Origin of the sequence: Bacteroides sp. 1_1_30 (genome assembly GCF_020982715.1) — a bacterium.
Taxonomy (GTDB): domain Bacteria; phylum Bacteroidota; class Bacteroidia; order Bacteroidales; family Bacteroidaceae; genus Bacteroides; species Bacteroides xylanisolvens.
On the sequence record NZ_JAJKHN010000114.1, the window covers coordinates 1 to 16,580 of the forward strand.

A 16,580-nucleotide genomic window follows, 5' to 3' on the forward strand; every position below is an offset into this window, starting at 1 on the left:
TCATAAGAAAATATAGGCACTGACTGAATTAGCTAAATGAGCGGAGAAAAACTTACCACCAAATTTGACGAAGAACCAAAAATCGTTTGCAGGGAGCACGGAATAGATTGTATTTAGTTCATTTTTTGTACCAATAATGAGTCTATTCATATCTCAAATTCAGTTTCATTTATTTTTTGTTGATCGTTTGTATCGTCCGGCATATCTTTCCGTTTTTATCCACGCCTTCTATGATGATATCTTCCGGTGCAGTGCTGTCCGGAGTATAATATTCTATAGTTGCTTTTCCGTCTGCATTCAGTTGTAAGGATGGATTCCAGTAGATAGTGCTTCGTAAATCCGAACGTTGGTCATTCTTTTTCTCGGGAGTGTCATAAGTCGGCTGATAGAACTCTACTGAATCGCTATATCCCAATGGAGTACATGTAATAATGCCCTGTGCCGGTCTTGCCGGAAGATCCTTGCCGTCTTTCAGGGTAATGACAATAGCGCCTGCCGAACCGCGGGAACCTAAAATTGCTGCATCAGCACCACGAAGAAGGCTCAAACTGGACATGTCGCTGGTTTGAATCATGGTCAGTATGTCGTTGTCGTCTTCATAGACAACATCATCAATGACGATAACGGGCTGTTCAGGATTATTACGGATATGTATTTCGTTTCCGTTTGTCACACTGACCCCCGGAAGCCTGCTGACTGCATCGAAGGCCGTCTGTGCGCCGAATCCTTCAAGTCTGTCTCCTTCGATAGTGTAGGTGTTGATGCCTCCTGTATAAATACTTTCCGAACTGGCTTTCTTGCGGCTTCCTGTAACCACTACTTCTTTTAGGTTGTATACTCTCATTCCACCCTCCATGTAATACTGGTCGCGGGTATTTAGCAAATAATCTTCCATAAAGGAGGTTGATGTTCCATCATGAAAAGGAGATTTAGGAGCAGCTACCGGATATTGGGGAGCATCGATCACGATGTCTACTCCGGCGAATCCTCTTTTGGTACGTGCCTGAACGAGGAAAGTTGTGCTGTCTCTGAATGATGTATTGACGATGAATTCTCCTTTATCATCTGTGGTAGTAGTGGCAACGATGTTCTGTTTGGGAGCTAAAATACAAATAGGTCCTTTTTTGACGTTGCCGCCGAAGAAACCTTTGATACGTCCGCTGATCGTTTGTCCTTTTTCCATATAGTTGGTGAGGTTCAATGAAGGCGAAGTCAGTACATTTCGGATATGATGCCTGCGCCATCCGTGCGTCATCATCAAGAAGTCTATCGTGCGAAGTGTACGCAGGTCTTGCTGAAGAACATAATACCCCGGATTTTCTACATATCCTTTCAAATCTGAAGTTAGTAGAAGGTTCGATAAGATATTATCTGCAAGTGAGTCCGGCTGGATACTTCTTCTGTCTGTAATGCTGACGGAGAAACTACCTTCTACCGGAATTCCGTTATCATCCTTTGCTGAAATTTGCAAGGAAACCTTTTCTCTTTTTCCGTATGTAGGCTTATCCGCAAGGATTTGCCATTGATGTGGATTCCGGTCGGGTACGAAAACTAAACGTTCGCTAAGTGCGTTTCCCTGTTGGTCGATTAACATAAAATGGGTGATACCTGCGTTGAATAAACTGTCATTCATTCTTCCAAAAGTCCTGTCGGCACTGACCGGTTGCAAGATTGCCAGCTTCCCACGAGTGTGTGCAATCAAGAATAACTTTTGAGGCCACTGGGTAGCTTCTGTTTTTTGGATTTCGTAGCGTATTTCTTTTTTGTAATGCGTCATGGAAAGAGCGATTCCTTTTTCTTCTGCGGCCGGAAGATCGAATCGCTTGGTAATGCCGTCACTAGACTTGGCAATCACATAATAGGAATTCCCTGCAATCGGGTTCAAGGTGAAAACTCCCATACCATCATGCTCCGAACGAAAAGCAGTTAATGTGTCTCCTTTTGCATCGAACAGAAATCCTTCTATTTCTGTGGAAAAACCATCCGATCCTTGAGCTTTGAAAGCTATGTTTTGATGAGCAACGGTCAAGAGAGCTCCACCTTCCGGGAAGAACTTAACGTCAAAGTCTTTTGTAAACGAAGGCAGATAGAACGTTCTCTTATAAATATATTGAGGATCGTCAAATTCTACTTCAATCTGGCGTGCGGCAATAGGCTTCAGATCCGGCAGAGAAATAGAAATCAAACCACTTTCGTCCGTCTTTCTTTTACCTTTATCTTTTATCTTTCCGTTTTCGATGGTGCGATAGCGGATGGTTGTATTTCCGAAAGCCTCTTGTGTGTTGCTGGTAAATCTGACCCTAGCTGTATAATGTGATTCGTCTTCTTGTTGATACTCAATGTTTGAAACAATCGTGTTATCAATCGAATTACCAATCTTCAGATTACGTGAATAAAAGAATTCCGGTTCCTGATTAAGCATCCAGTTGCTATATCCCCGCAAATAATAGTCACCTGCAGGGAGAGTGGGACGGAGCGTGAAAGCATTATGGAAACCTAACGAATCTCTGCGAATCTTCTTGCGTTCCACGATAGAGTCAGAACGATTGACAAGCTCCGTAATGATGAAGTTACTTTGCGTATTGTCTTGATGAGTGACAGAATTTACGAGATACCCCTTGAACCAGATTTTTTCTCCTGCTCCATAGAAAGGCTTATCTAAATGCAGATACAGTTTTTCTTGCGGAACTTTCTCCAGCAGATTGAAATACGCAAGAATTGTATCTTGTGTGTTTTGTCCGGATAATGAGGTAAAACAGAATAACATTCCGAAAAAGAAAGCCATTGAACCTCTATTCATTGAAAATGTAGTTTTGCTTTTCATACGATATATCTTTGAATACATTTATGATTTATGCATCCAGATAGAAAGTACTTTCCTCTTTACTGCCAGTATGTTAATCACCGATACGACAATGAATAACACAACACCCATGCTGATAGCTGCCCATAATGACCCGGTTTCCAGTTGTGGAAACAATAATCGGATGCTGTCTATGTAATAACTGCGTAGCCAGGAGACTAATCCGATGGATAATACAAGTACGATAACATTCAGTCCTACCGTGAGTAACTGATAAGGCAATGCTACCTTGTTGGGACTGTACCCGATTAATAACAAACTCTCCAACTTAGTCGTATTTTTTTGCAAGAGCAAGAAAATGCTCAACATCAGGATATAGAATGAAAGAATACTGATAAATAAACCTACCCCCAATACAATGCCTACGATAAGACGGAGGAAATAAGTCGTTTTTCCGGCATCCAGTTTGCCGTCTTCCGTTTCATATCCTTTCTTTTGAAAATAGCTGGCGATAGCGGAATCCGCCGGATTGCTCACTTCGATAATCAATCGCGCCGGTTGTGCTTCTGCATTCGGTGCGAAATTCTCATTCGCCCATTTCATAAAAGACTGGGGAACAAGAATCGTATTCAGACGATTGGAGAAGCCGACAATGTTTCCTTTGTACTGTTCCACCCGTCCGTTTCCACGCATCATAATATCCATTTGAATTAGCCCCATCAATCCTTCCGAGAGCTTGGGAAGACTACGGCTCTGTGCAAAACCGAAGTTGTAAAGGTTCAGATAGTTGCGGGGAATGATAATGGGGATGGTATGCGTGCTTTCGTCGAAGTGCCACTTGTCGAGTTTGATGTCCACAAACTCATCAGGAACAGACTCAAAGAACATATCCGTGGAAAGATGAATACCAGCTTCCTGCATGCCCAATCCTGCCGATACTTTGAATTGAGAAGGAGTGAAAGCCCCTATTGTTTTGGTAAACGGTTGTTTCTTCAAATCCGCAATATCTTCGGCAGAGAACGTATTACTCTTTCCTGCAAAAGAACCGAGTGTGCTGATTTTCTTGGTAGCTATGATGAAATCCTTTTTCATAAAGCTGTCTCCCTCGGTGAATACCGGAATGACATCTTTATAAAACTGCACACTAAGCAATACAATCATCATGCCGAATAGATTGGCTAAAAAGAAACCGGCCAGTTGACCGATACTGATATGTTGGCGGAGGAGCTTCCAGACAAGGGTTGGCATTTTATTTATAATTTTACGATTTACGATTTGAAATGTTGCAGTGGAGGGAGACGGCTGATTTTCTCACTTACTATTTTCCACTCATTTTTTGTTATTTATTACTCGTTACAGTTGAAGTATATGGTTGTAAGGCAACTCGATATGCTTACCGATGGAGGTTGCGATTACACCGGCTCCTTGTGTCTTTGCCTCGGCAATGATAAGTTCACCCATGATGCGGCTGTTATCATCATCCAGATGGCTGATCGGTTCATCCAGAAATAAAAAGTCGAACGGCTGGCAGAGTGCCCGGATAAAGGCAACACGTTGCTGCTGTCCGAAAGATAGTTTGCCGGCTTTCACATTTATTTTATCTGCGATACCCAGTTGCTCGAAGAATGATAAGATTTCTTTTTTCTTTTTGCATCCGGTAAGGTTATTCTTCAATTGCACATTTTCAAGAGCGGTCAGTTCGGTGAAGATGCGTAAATCTTGAAAAAGCATACTTAGTGAATGCTTTCTTAGGTCGACCCATTGCTTCACGGAGTATGCTTTGATATTGATTTCATCGAAATTAATAATCCCCTGGTAGTCGTTGCGATAACCATAGATATAGCTGCACAACGAAGATTTGCCGGTGCCGGAAGCTGCTTCAATCAGATACATTTCTTCTTTCCGGAAGATCAGATCCTGGTGCCATACATCCGAAGTCACCGAATTACGGTCAGCAAACACTTGGGGAAGTGTTTGCTGCAGGTGAATACTATTCATACCGTTTGTTTACAAATTAATTACATGCCGGCAAATTGCTTGGCAAAGTCTACGATTTGTTTGAGAGCGTTGACGTCTTTGTCTTTCAGGCAAAGGTCGATCTCGCTGATTTCTCCTTCTGAACTCATTGACAGATAAGAAACCTTATTGGCTAACTCAATATATGTTTTAACTTCCTGTCCTCCGAAACCTGCTACCATTTTAACAACAGGCAAGTCCAGTATTGCTTCAGCGTTGATTGCAACAAAGATGGTTTTACCCTTCATATCCGATGCGTAAGGAGCATCTTTTATCGATTTGTCGGCAGCTTTGCCCACGTTCTTGTAGAGTAATTCATCATTGGTAGCATACATTTGTTTATCCTTGATACCGAAGAATATATTCATGCCTTTTGTTTTGTAGACATATTCGTCCTTGCTAAGTTGCATGATATCTTCCCCTCTTTTCAGTCCCAATGATTGCTTGTTCTTATAAATTGTTTCGAGGGCATTACCATTCTTAACATCCGCATACATCATGAAAGTAGGAGCACTGTTCATCGTTACGTTGATTAATCCGGCAGAAATATCACCATTGAACGAGCCGAACAACTCTTTTACTTCGTCTGCTTTAGCAATAGATACTGTATTGCGGAATTCCTTATTTTCGCTCAATAAGTTGTAAAGCCCTTCTCCTTTCACACCTACATTGAAGAACATCAGTGTGGAAGACGGGAAGTATTTAACGAAAGTGTTGTTTGCTTTTCCAAATGACTCCATTTGTTTTTTTATAAGCGCTTTCACGGCTTCGTTTTCAGTATAGTTTTCTGTTTTGAGGGCAATCTTGCCTTTCTCAAAATTCAGTCCTCCTACAAGAGTGATGTCCTCTGCTTTCACCTCCGTTGGTAACCCCATGCTTATCTGGTTGCGATAGGTTGCAGGGATAGCTTCCATAGAAGCGAGGAAGTTGATATCGCTTTTCTGCTTTTCCATTTTTTGGAAAGCTCCTGATTTTACAATGCTGTTATCGGTCGTCTGTTTCAACAGATTAGTGATGGCTTCTTTGGCTTTTTCAGTTTGAGTGGTTCCGCTTACATTGACTATCAATACAGTAGAATTGTTGAAAGCGAGCAGGCCGCCATTCATTGTTGTAAAACTGTAGCCGTCAGCTTCGCTTATCGGCTGGCAGATTTGTTCTTTAGCCATCACGTCGAGTGAAGCATGAAGATTGTCCTCGTTGTTCACTTTACCTACAACAGTAGGGTAAGGGAAAGAAGAGGATGAGAATACATAGAATGGAGATTCGACATCGATTCCCGATTCACCCGGATTCTTCATGACCTTTTCCAGTTGTTGGAAGGTAGCGGCATTCATTCCGCTTTTCAGTGCTTCCAGTACTTTTTGTTTCGCAGCTTCATTCTCTTTATCATCCAATCCCGCTTTACTTGCAAGGGATTTGAGGTTGATAGAGGCAACTACCGAGGCGTCAGCCGGTATCACATTGGTATACTCCGATGTTTTGGAACATGCTGCCAGAAAAACAATCAGTACTGCCAGTACCGAGAGTCGTGAAATCGTTTTCTTTGCCATACTTATGTTATTTAAAAGTTGTATAATCATTGATTCAGAATTATTGATTTTGTAGATTCAGCGTATGGCAGGCCACCAGTGCCGCTGTTTCCGTACGGAGTCGTGATTTGCCCAAACTGATCGGAACAAATCCCTGTTCGATGGCTTTCTTGACTTCTTCTTCACTGAAATCTCCTTCGGGACCTATCAGGACAAGGGCGTCTTCTCCGGGTTTCAGGACATTCTTTAATAAAGGTTTTTCACCTTCATAACAGTGGGCGATAAACTTCTGTCCTTTGAACTCCTGTCTGATGAACGGATCGAATTCGATCATCTCATTCAATTTAGGCAACCGTGCCTTGAGAGATTGTTTGATTGCTGATACAAGAATCTTTTCAATCCGTTCGGTCTTGATGACTTTACGTTCCGAGAAACGGCAGTTGAGGAAAGTCAGTTCGTCAAATCCGATTTCGGTAGCTTTCTCTGCAAACCATTCGTTACGGTCCATGTTCTTCGTCGGTGCCATGGCAATGTGTAAATGGCACGGCCATAAAGGTTCCTGAAAAATCGTTTCTTTGATCGTTACAAAACAACGTTTGTTGGTCGCAACAGTAATTTCAGCTTTGTAGAAGTTCCCCTTACCGTCCGTAAGAGTGATTTCATCTCCGATACCTAATCGCAGAACGCGGGTACAATGTTGTGCTTCCTCTTCGGGAAGTTCGTTGCTTTTCTGTATATCGGGAGTATAAAATACGTGCATAATGTTACTTACTGGTTTTTATTTCTTGAGTTGATTTGGTCACGTATCCGGGCGGCTAATTCATAATTCTCATCTTTGATAGCCTGTTCCAGTGCTTCCTCAAGCGTTCTGGAAGTAGCACCCGGCAAATCATGTTCTTCTTCAGCCTCTTCGTCATTATCTGTTTCTTCAGAACGGGTTCTTTCTTCCGACGACATGTGAAGACATTCCTGTTCAAGAATAGATTCATAAATAAGAATTGGACAGTCGGCACGCACTGCCAAGGCAATGGCGTCTGAAGTCCGTGCGTCAATACGTATAATCTCTTCGTCTTTCTTAAGGTAAATATAGGAGTAAAAAATACCATCCTTTGCTTTGTAAATTAACACACGTATCAGACTGGCTCCCAGTATGGTGAGGCTTGTTGTAAACAGATCGTGTGTCAATGGACGGGGTGTCTTTACTCCCTTCAGATATAAAGCGGTAGCCTGGGCTTCCGCGGGACCGATGATGATAGGCAGTTGTCGTTCACCGTCCACTTCGCCTAATAGCATAGCAAATGCGCCTACTTGCGCCTGGCTGTTCGTGATATTTATAACTTGTAATTCTACCTTTTTGTCCATCGTTCTCTTTTACTTAATTTGTTTTACTCTCCTGCTGGTGTTTGTACTTGAATACCAAGGCAAACAGGATGCCGATCACCAGCGCGTATGCTGCGAATATCAGCCAGATATCCATCCATTCGCGACTCACCAGTCTGCCGTCAGCATACACAGAGAATGCATCTACTACCGCACCGCTGGCATATCCGCCAATGATGGCTCCCAGTCCGTTGGTCATCATAAAGAACAACCCTTGTGCACTGGCACGGATGGAGGAATTGGCTTCTTGTTCAACAAACAATGAACCGGAAATGTTGAAGAAATCAAAGGCCATACCATAAACGATCATGGAAAGGATCAGCATCCATAGTCCCGATCCCGGATCTCCGAAGCCGAACAGCCCAAACCGGAACACCCAGGCAAACATACTGATTAGCATGACTTGCTTGATTCCGAAATGGCGCAGGAAGAAAGGTATGGCAAGAATAAACAGTGTTTCCGACATCTGCGAGATGGACAGCAGGATTACCGAATGTTTCACTCCGAATGATTCTGCATATTCGGGGATGCTGGCAAAGCTACTTAAGAAAAGATCACCATAAGTATTTGTAATCTGCAATGCTGCACCTAAAAGCATGGAGAAAAGGAAGAAAATAGCCATCTTCTTTTTCTTGAATAACACCAGCGCATCCAGACCGAAAGCGGAGAGCCATGATTTGTTTTCTGATTTAGCTGGTCGGCAAGCGGGAAGGGTGAAAGAATAAAGCCCGAGCAGTAACGCGGAAGCACCGCCTACATAAAGCTGTGCACTTGAATTCTTAAACCCGGTAAGGTCGACCGCCCACATGGCACAGATAAAACCGATCGTTCCCCATACACGGATGGGAGGGAAGTCTTTAATCAGGTCACATTTATATTGTTCCAGTGCATTGTACGATACAGTGTTAGCGAGGGATAGCGTGGGCATGTATACCAACAAGTTGAGTAACATGGCCCAATACATCTGGTCGTATCCTGTTGCGGTAGAAGCGTAGAAGAGGCATCCGGCTCCTGCGATATGGCAAAGCCCGTATAAACGTTCTGCATTAAACCATTTATCGGCAATGATACCAATAATACCCGGCATTACCAAAGAGGCAATCCCCATAGTAGCGAAAATGGCTCCGATCTGTCCTCCTTCGAAATGAAGTTCTCTTCCCATATAGCCACCTAGTGATATTAACCAGGACCCCCATACAAAGAATTGCAGGAAGTTCATAATAATCAAACGAACTTTTATACTCATGACTTTTTTAATTTGTGTTTCTCTTCACGTTCATAAACCTTGCAAATATAATATTTTCATTGAATAGGTAGACTAGTAATTTGATAAAAAGGGGATAAAAATGGCATAAATGCGAAGAAAAGAAGAGATTTGGTCGTGAAAAAACAAATGAAGGGGGTATAAAAAAAAGAAGGCTATCTATCCCAGACAGCCAATCTTTGTTAACCTTAAATCTAATACCATGAAAAACACAGTGCAAAGATAGATGGTTTATGTTATACAACATGATGTTTTCTCGAAAATCTTCTATTTATTAACTCTAATTAACTTTGAATCCTCCATTTTTCTGTTACTGCCCTTCTGTTTCACCACAGATTACACGGATTAACACAGATTTTTATCAATCAATCATCATATCCGGATTCTCTGTTCTCATCTTAGAAAAGGAAAAGGACTCCGTGAAACCCTGTACCACCCTGTGGAACCCCTGCATGACTTTGTGATAAAAATCTGTGTTAATCCGTGTAATCCGTGGTGAATCCGGTTATTCTACATAGAGTACCAGGCCTTTCAGGTATTCTCCTTCAGGATGGTAGATGTTTACCGGATGGTCGGCGGGTTGAGTCAGTTGATGTAGGATGCGTACACTACGTCCTGACATGGCTGCTGCGGTAAATACGGCAGTACGGAAATTGTCCTTGCTTACTACTTGCGAACAAGAGAAAGTAAACAAGATGCCGCCCGGTTTGATTTTCTCGAATGCTTTGGCATTCAGTTTGCGATAACCTTGTAAAGCATTCCGCAGGGCGTCTTTGTGTTTGGCAAATGCGGGCGGGTCGAGAATGATTAAATCATACTGGTCGCCCATGCGGTCGAGATATTTGAAAGCGTCCTCGGCAAAAGCCTCGTGGCGGGAATCACCGGGGAAGTTCAGTTCTACATTTTTATTAGTCAGATCAATTGCTTTGGCAGAGCTGTCGACAGAGTGGACGAGCTTTGCACCTCCGCGCATGGCATAGAATGAGAATCCGCCGGTATAGCAGAACATATTCAGTACCGAGCGGTCTTTGGCATAACGTTCCAGTAAAGAACGATTTTCGCGCTGGTCTACAAAGAATCCGGTCTTTTGACCTTTCAGCCAGTCTACATGGAACTGCAAACCATATTCTTGCGCGATATTATCACTGCTTCCTCCTTTCAGAAAACCGTTTTCGGGGAAAAGATCTGCTTTAAAAGGAAGAGTTGTTTCTGATTTATAATAGATATTCTCGATCTTGTCGCCCATTACTTCGGATAAAGCTTCGGCAATTGTCATGCGGTCTACGTGCATTCCTGCAGAGTGTGCCTGCATGACTGCAGTTTTGGCATAAACGTCAATAACCAGTCCGGGGAGATTGTCTCCTTCACCATGAACAAGCCGGTAAGTGTTGTTGGTCGGATTGGTGGCGATGCCGATACTGCGACGCATATCGTATGCTATTTCCAGTTTGCGTTTCCAAAAACCGTGATCGATAGGTTCCTGATGGAAAGACAGTACGCGCACAGCAATACTTCCGATCTGGAAATGTCCTTCGGCAATAAATTCTTTTTTGGAGGTGTATACTTCTACAACTTCACCTTCATCGGGCTCTCCGTCAAAACGGGCGATAGCACCGGAAAAAATCCAGGGGTGGAATCTCTTAAGAGAATCTTCTTTACCGGGTTTTAGATATACTTTATGCATAATATAGCCTTTCCCTAACCTTCTCCCAGGGAGAGGAGGATTGAGATAGTTTTGTTATTGGTTATTAATTACTTATTTTATTATTTATCACTTATCATTTATCGTCTATGACTGCTGGTTACTTATAGGGCCGGTAGTGACTTCTTCCCTTTCCTTGGGAGCAGGTGGGAGGGCAGCTATTTCCCAATCTCCTGTCTGTTTCAGCTCTTGCAACAGATTATAGATGTTGAGGCAAGCCCATGCATCCGTGGCGGCATATTGTTTCTGCCCGTCGCTCAATACATCAGCTTCCCAGTTGGACAAGCGCTGTGATTTGGATATTTTTTCTTTGAATAAGATGGCATAAATCTTTTGCAGACTTTTGTCCTGTATACCGAATTGGCGCACATAGTCCTGCAACTCGATACAGCTTTGTTGAGTGAAAGGTGCGCGTTTGTGCAGCATCATAAAGTCATCTTTCAGTGAAAGACCCACTTTGATTACAGCCGGGTTTTCTAATAAGTCAACCAATGGCTGGGTCAATCCCGTCATGTTGAGCCGGAATAGGAAACAACATTCTTCAGAAGAAATCTGGAGGAGTGCTACTTTGTGCGATTGTCCTTTGGTAAAGGAAGGACGCGTTTCACTGTCAATGCCTATCACAGATCTGGATTGGAGGTAAGCTACTGCTTTTTCCGTTTCAGCTTCCGACTGGATAACGTAAATACGTCCCGGAAAAACAGTTTTCGGGAGTTCTTTTAGTTCATCTTTATCTATGGTTCTTCTTACAATCATTTCTATTTTTATTCATCATCGTGGCAATGGCAACCGTCTTCGTGACAGTGGCAATCATCGTCGTGGCAATGACAGCCTTCTTCTTCACAACAATCGTTGTCGTCGCTTGGTTCGTAAAATCCTTCTTCATTACCATTCTCTTCCTCTTCTTCTTGGTTGTATTTCACGTCATGAAGGGCGCGTAGCGTGTTTACCAGTTTCTGTCCCCACAGTGTACCGAAGTTTTCCTGGCAGATAGCCAATGAATCATTCATTGTTTCGTTCAGTCCCAGTTGGAAGACAAATATGAAATCTTTAATATCCTGATAAATGTCAGCCAAATCTTCCGATATTGATTTCTTGATAGGCTGGTCGCTATAAACCATATCTTGCACGAATACGTCCAGATAATCATCCTTGTCACCCATCAATCCTGAAAGATTAATACGCAGAATTTCGTAAATCTCTTCTGTGACATACGTTTCGGGTGCCTCGTCCCCAATCGTCTCACATTTGGGTAGCATAGATGCTTTGAGGTAGAGCAGGGGGAGTATTTTTAATGATGTGTCAACGAAAGTACTACACTTCATGCGTTCGGCACGTTCGAGAAATGCACAAAATTCGGCGGCTACTGTAACGAACTCAATTACGTTCTTATCAAATATCGTTTGGCTTTCTTTTTCCATGATCTATATTGATTTGAAACGCAAAGGTAAGAAAAAGGATTGAATGAGCGTAGTGCTCGTTATTTTTTTATTATTTTTGCGGCTTAGAATCTCATTCCAGTTTTATAAAAATAGAATAAAAGACTCATGGCAAAGAAGAAATTAGATAAGGAGGCAGAAAGCACTCCCTCTTCCCCCAGTAAAATTGTGGCTGTATGTAAGAATGAAACTGTTCATTTTGTGATTGGATTGATGCTGGTCATCTTTTCCGTTTACCTGTTGTTGGCTTTTTCTTCCTTCTTCTTTACGGGGGCTGCCGATCAAAGTATTATCGATAGCGGTAGTTCGGCGGATTTGGCGGCTGTTAATAATCAGGTGAAGAATTATGCCGGTTCACGTGGAGCGCAGTTGGCAAGCTATCTGATAAACGACTGTTTCGGCATTTCCTCTTTCTTTATACTTGTTTTTCTGGCAGTGGCAGGATTGAAGTTGATGCGTGTACGTGTGGTCCGCTTGTGGAAGTGGTTTATTGGTTGCACGCTTTTATTAGTCTGGTTCTCCATATTCTTTGGATTTGCTTTTATGGATCATTATCAGGATTCTTTCATTTATCTGGGCGGTATGCACGGATACAATGTCAGTCGTTGGTTAATCTCACAAGTAGGAGTACCTGGTGTATGGATGATCCTGTTGATAACTGCTATCTGTTTCTTCATATATATAAGTGCGCGTACTGTTATTTGGTTGCGTAAACTTTTTGCGTTGAGCTTCCTAAAACGCGAAAAGAAAGAGAAGGAAGAAGTCACCCCGGAAGGAGAAGGCGATCAGGAATTCACGACTTCCCAACCGCAGGAAGTGGAGTTCAATTTGAAACGGACGTATAAACAGACACCTCCTCCGGCACCAGTGATGGATATACAAGCTGAAGAACCCGAAAATGAGTTCCCTGTCAACCAGCCGGAGCCGGAAGAGTCTCCTTTGTCTGATGAAAGTGAAGGAGTGACAATGGTGTTTGAACCGACTGTTTCCAACCCTGTTCCCGCTGTACAGGACGAACCTTTGGAAGAGGCGGAACCCGGGTTTGAAGTAGAATCTGCTGCTTCTGAAGAAGAATATGAGGGACCGGAACTCGAACCTTATAATCCTACTAAGGATTTGGAAAACTACCGCTTCCCGACTATCGACCTGATGAAGCATTTCGAAAATGATGATCCGACGATTGACATGGACGAACAAAATGCAAACAAAGATCGTATCATCAATACATTGCGCAGTTTCGGAATCGAAATCAGTACGATTAAAGCAACGGTAGGACCTACGGTAACTCTATACGAAATCACTCCGGAGCAAGGAGTACGTATTTCTAAAATCCGTGGTTTGGAGGATGATATTGCATTAAGCCTTTCTGCTGACGGTATCCGTATCATCGCTCCGATACCGGGTAAAGGAACAATCGGTATTGAAGTGCCGAACAAGAATCCGAAGATCGTTTCCGGACAAAGTGTGATCGGAAGTAAGAAATTCCAGGAATCCAAATATGATCTGCCTATTGTATTGGGTAAGACCATCACGAATGAAGTCTTTATGTTCGACCTTTGCAAGATGCCGCACGTATTGGTGGCGGGTGCAACCGGTCAGGGTAAGTCAGTAGGTTTGAATGCTATTATTACTTCCTTATTATATAAGAAGCATCCGGCAGAATTGAAATTTGTACTGGTCGACCCGAAGAAAGTAGAATTCAGCATCTATTCGGTGATTGAAAATCATTTCCTGGCCAAACTTCCTGATGGAGGCGAACCTATTATTACAGACGTAACAAAGGTTGTACAAACCCTGAACTCTGTTTGTGTAGAGATGGATACCCGTTATGACCTGCTGAAGATGGCGCATGTACGTAATGTCAGAGAATATAATGAGAAGTTTATCAACCGTCGTCTGAATCCGGAAAAGGGGCATAAGTTTATGCCGTATATCGTAGTGGTTATTGATGAGTTCGGAGATTTGATTATGACTGCCGGTAAGGAAGTGGAACTTCCGATTGCCCGTATTGCGCAGTTGGCACGTGCTGTTGGTATTCACATGATTATTGCTACACAGCGTCCGACTACCAATATCATTACGGGTACGATTAAAGCCAACTTCCCGGCGCGTATCGCTTTCCGTGTATCTGCCATGATGGACTCTCGTACTATTCTTGACCGTCCGGGTGCTAACCGTCTGATTGGTAAGGGGGATATGCTCTTCTTGCAGGGAGCTGATCCGGTACGTGTACAGTGTGCCTTTATCGATACGCCGGAAGTAGAAGAGATTACAAAATTCATTGCCCGTCAGCAAGGTTATCCTACTCCGTTCTTCCTGCCCGAATATGTGAGTGAAGATAGTAATAGTGAAGTAGGGGATATTGATATGGGACGTCTCGATCCGTTGTTTGAAGATGCGGCCCGGTTGGTTGTTATTCATCAGCAAGGTTCCACTTCATTGATTCAGCGTAAATTTGCGATTGGCTATAATCGTGCCGGGCGTATAATGGATCAATTGGAGAAAGCCGGAATTGTTGGGCCTACGCAAGGTAGTAAGGCGCGTGACGTGTTGTGTATTGACGATAATGATCTTGAAATGCGATTGAACAATTTACAGTAACAGTTCGTTTATTAATCAAATGAGAAAGTACATTTTTAGTGTTTTAATAGCTTTACTGTCTTTGCCTGTGATTGCTCAACAACAGCAGTCCCAGGCTAAAGTCATTCTTGACAAAACGGCAGAGGCGTTTCGTAAAGCTGGTGGCGTGAAGGCTGATTTTACTGTAAAGGCTGTGGCAAACGGCTTGGTAGAAGGTGCTGAAAACGGAACAATTCAGTTGAAAGGAGAGAAATTCGTACTGAAAACATCTGATATCATCACTTGGTTTGACGGAAAAACGCAATGGAGTTATGTGACAAAGAATGATGAAGTGAATGTCAGTAATCCGACGCAGGAAGAGTTGCAGCAGATAAATCCGTATACCTTTCTGTATATGTATCAGAAAGGATTCTTTTACAAGTTGGGGGCAACCAAAACATTTCGTGGAAAATCCGTTTGGGAAGTCGTTCTGACTGCCAGGGATAAGAAACAGGAGTTGGAACGTATCACTCTTTTTGTGACGAAGGACACTTATGAACCTCTATATATTTTGCTTCAGCAGCGTGGACAGCAGACACGTAATGAGATAACCGTTACAAGTTATCAGACGGGGCAGAATTATACGGATCGTGTTTTTACTTTTGATAAAAAACAATATCCCAATGCAGAGGTGATAGATTTGAGATAACATGTTTTTATAACAAAACAATAAAGATAAATTAAAATGGCAGAAATAGAAAAAGTGAAATGCCTGATTATAGGTTCAGGACCTGCCGGATATACGGCAGCGATTTACGCAGGACGTGCAAATTTATGTCCGGTACTATATGAAGGATTGCAGCCGGGCGGCCAGTTGACTACTACGACAGATGTAGAAAACTTTCCCGGTTATCCGGAAGGTATCAGTGGTCCGCAGTTGATGGAAGATTTGCGTGCACAGGCAAGCCGTTTCGGAACAGATATTCGTTTTGGTATCGCTACGGCAGCAGATTTAAGCAAAGCTCCTTATAAAATAACAATTGACGGTGATAAAGTGATTGAAACGGAATCATTGATTATTGCTACCGGGGCAACTGCTAAATATCTGGGACTGGAGGATGAAAAGAAATATGCCGGAATGGGTGTAAGCGCTTGTGCTACTTGTGACGGATTTTTCTATCGTAAGAAAGTGGTTGCTGTAGTTGGTGGAGGTGATACTGCTTGTGAAGAAGCGGTTTATCTTGCCGGTCTTGCATCCAAGGTATATCTGATCGTTCGTAAACCTTTCCTGCGTGCATCGAAGATTATGCAGGAACGTGTCATGAACCACGAGAAGATTGAAGTTCTTTTTGAACACAATGCAGTTGGTTTGTTTGGTGACAATGGCGTAGAGGGTGTAAACTTGGTGAAACGTTGGGGTGAACCGGACGAAGAACGTTATAATTTACCTATCGACGGTTTCTTCCTGGCTATCGGACATCAACCGAATACTGAAATATTTAAAGAGTATATCGATACGGACGAAGTAGGTTATATTATTACAGACGGTGATAGTCCTCGTACGAAAGTGCCCGGAGTTTTTGCAGCGGGAGATGTGGCCGATCCGCATTATCGTCAGGCTATTACAGCCGCGGGAAGTGGATGTAAGGCTGCCTTGGAGGCAGAACGTTACCTTTCTTCCAAAGGGCTTGTGTGATAAATATATCTTCGGTGTAAACGAATGAATGATAATTATGCCTTTTGGGGTGTGATTGATTATAAATAAAACGGTGAACATTAGTATTAAACTAGCGTTCACCGTTTTGTTATTCAGGGATATTCCTAAAATAATAAAATTTAAGGCAACTAATTCATTGCGAGTTAGTTGCCTTTTTTGTATCTTTAAGCA

Annotated in this window: 13 protein-coding genes; 3 read left to right on the forward strand and 10 right to left on the reverse strand. The window is 42.7% G+C overall.

Annotation, left to right across the window (positions count from 1 at the left end):
• Positions 1-169 precede the first annotated feature (169 nt).
• The 10 genes from LPH68_RS23200 to LPH68_RS23245 form a co-directional block, all read right to left on the reverse strand.
• Complete coding sequence (locus tag LPH68_RS23200) at positions 170-2,824, reverse strand: TonB-dependent receptor plug domain-containing protein (protein ID WP_151923557.1); 2,655 nt, start codon at positions 2,822-2,824, stop codon at positions 170-172.
• Between the two features lie 21 nt (positions 2,825-2,845).
• Positions 2,846-4,051, reverse strand: coding sequence for a hypothetical protein (locus LPH68_RS23205; protein ID WP_004313013.1), 1,206 nt, complete (start codon positions 4,049-4,051; stop codon positions 2,846-2,848).
• Between the two features lie 105 nt (positions 4,052-4,156).
• Entirely contained in the window at positions 4,157-4,801 is a 645-nt protein-coding gene (locus LPH68_RS23210; protein ID WP_004313014.1) for an ATP-binding cassette domain-containing protein, read from the reverse strand.
• Positions 4,802-4,821: 20 nt separating this feature from the next.
• A complete protein-coding gene (locus LPH68_RS23215) occupies positions 4,822-6,369 on the reverse strand; it encodes a DUF4836 family protein (protein WP_008645657.1) in 1,548 nt (515 codons plus the stop codon).
• A 40-nt stretch (positions 6,370-6,409) separates the two neighbouring features.
• Positions 6,410-7,108, reverse strand: coding sequence for a 16S rRNA (uracil(1498)-N(3))-methyltransferase (locus LPH68_RS23220; protein WP_004315426.1), 699 nt, complete (start codon positions 7,106-7,108; stop codon positions 6,410-6,412).
• An 8-nt stretch (positions 7,109-7,116) separates the two neighbouring features.
• Positions 7,117-7,710, reverse strand: coding sequence for a bifunctional nuclease family protein (locus LPH68_RS23225; RefSeq protein WP_074707531.1), 594 nt, complete (start codon positions 7,708-7,710; stop codon positions 7,117-7,119).
• 13 nt (positions 7,711-7,723) lie between these two features.
• The gene (locus LPH68_RS23230) at positions 7,724-8,974 is read right to left on the reverse strand and encodes a nucleoside permease (RefSeq protein ID WP_008020916.1); all 1,251 of its coding nucleotides are present in this window, start codon (positions 8,972-8,974) and stop codon (positions 7,724-7,726) included.
• Positions 8,975-9,497: 523 nt separating this feature from the next.
• On the reverse strand, positions 9,498-10,676 hold the full coding sequence (locus LPH68_RS23235) for a class I SAM-dependent rRNA methyltransferase (protein WP_049702001.1): 1,179 nt from the start codon (positions 10,674-10,676) through the stop codon (positions 9,498-9,500).
• Between the two features lie 105 nt (positions 10,677-10,781).
• Positions 10,782-11,450 (reverse strand): 3'-5' exonuclease, encoded by a 669-nt coding sequence (locus LPH68_RS23240; protein WP_151923558.1) that lies wholly within the window; start codon positions 11,448-11,450, stop codon positions 10,782-10,784.
• Positions 11,451-11,458: 8 nt separating this feature from the next.
• A complete protein-coding gene (locus LPH68_RS23245) occupies positions 11,459-12,115 on the reverse strand; it encodes a DUF5063 domain-containing protein (RefSeq protein ID WP_151923559.1) in 657 nt (218 codons plus the stop codon).
• 126 nt (positions 12,116-12,241) lie between these two features.
• On the opposite strand from LPH68_RS23245, the gene LPH68_RS23250 reads away from it, so the two are divergent.
• The 3 genes from LPH68_RS23250 to trxB are packed head-to-tail and all read left to right on the forward strand — an operon-like array spanning position 12,242 to position 16,388.
• A complete protein-coding gene (locus LPH68_RS23250) occupies positions 12,242-14,734 on the forward strand; it encodes a DNA translocase FtsK (protein ID WP_151923560.1) in 2,493 nt (830 codons plus the stop codon).
• Between the two features lie 19 nt (positions 14,735-14,753).
• Positions 14,754-15,401 carry a LolA-like putative outer membrane lipoprotein chaperone gene (locus LPH68_RS23255; protein WP_151923561.1) on the forward strand — a complete coding sequence of 216 codons (648 nt, stop codon included), beginning with the start codon at positions 14,754-14,756 and terminating at the stop codon, positions 15,399-15,401.
• 36 nt (positions 15,402-15,437) lie between these two features.
• Positions 15,438-16,388, forward strand: coding sequence for a thioredoxin-disulfide reductase (trxB, locus tag LPH68_RS23260; RefSeq protein ID WP_074910180.1), 951 nt, complete (start codon positions 15,438-15,440; stop codon positions 16,386-16,388).
• The last annotated feature ends 192 nt before the right edge of the window (positions 16,389-16,580 follow it).

Coding starts and splice junctions, on each gene's coding strand:
- LPH68_RS23215 (WP_008645657.1), bottom strand. CDS start 6,369: ATGGCAAAGAAAACGATTTCACGACTCTCGGTACTGGCAGTACTGATT.
- LPH68_RS23205 (WP_004313013.1), bottom strand. CDS start 4,051: ATGCCAACCCTTGTCTGGAAGCTCCTCCGCCAACATATCAGTATCGGT.
- LPH68_RS23245 (WP_151923559.1), bottom strand. CDS start 12,115: ATGGAAAAAGAAAGCCAAACGATATTTGATAAGAACGTAATTGAGTTC.
- LPH68_RS23255 (WP_151923561.1), top strand. CDS start 14,754: ATGAGAAAGTACATTTTTAGTGTTTTAATAGCTTTACTGTCTTTGCCT.
- LPH68_RS23240 (WP_151923558.1), bottom strand. CDS start 11,450: ATGATTGTAAGAAGAACCATAGATAAAGATGAACTAAAAGAACTCCCG.
- trxB (WP_074910180.1), top strand. CDS start 15,438: ATGGCAGAAATAGAAAAAGTGAAATGCCTGATTATAGGTTCAGGACCT.
- LPH68_RS23200 (WP_151923557.1), bottom strand. CDS start 2,824: ATGAAAAGCAAAACTACATTTTCAATGAATAGAGGTTCAATGGCTTTC.
- LPH68_RS23220 (WP_004315426.1), bottom strand. CDS start 7,108: ATGCACGTATTTTATACTCCCGATATACAGAAAAGCAACGAACTTCCC.
- LPH68_RS23230 (WP_008020916.1), bottom strand. CDS start 8,974: ATGAGTATAAAAGTTCGTTTGATTATTATGAACTTCCTGCAATTCTTT.
- LPH68_RS23225 (WP_074707531.1), bottom strand. CDS start 7,710: ATGGACAAAAAGGTAGAATTACAAGTTATAAATATCACGAACAGCCAG.
- LPH68_RS23235 (WP_049702001.1), bottom strand. CDS start 10,676: ATGCATAAAGTATATCTAAAACCCGGTAAAGAAGATTCTCTTAAGAGA.
- LPH68_RS23250 (WP_151923560.1), top strand. CDS start 12,242: ATGGCAAAGAAGAAATTAGATAAGGAGGCAGAAAGCACTCCCTCTTCC.
- LPH68_RS23210 (WP_004313014.1), bottom strand. CDS start 4,801: ATGAATAGTATTCACCTGCAGCAAACACTTCCCCAAGTGTTTGCTGAC.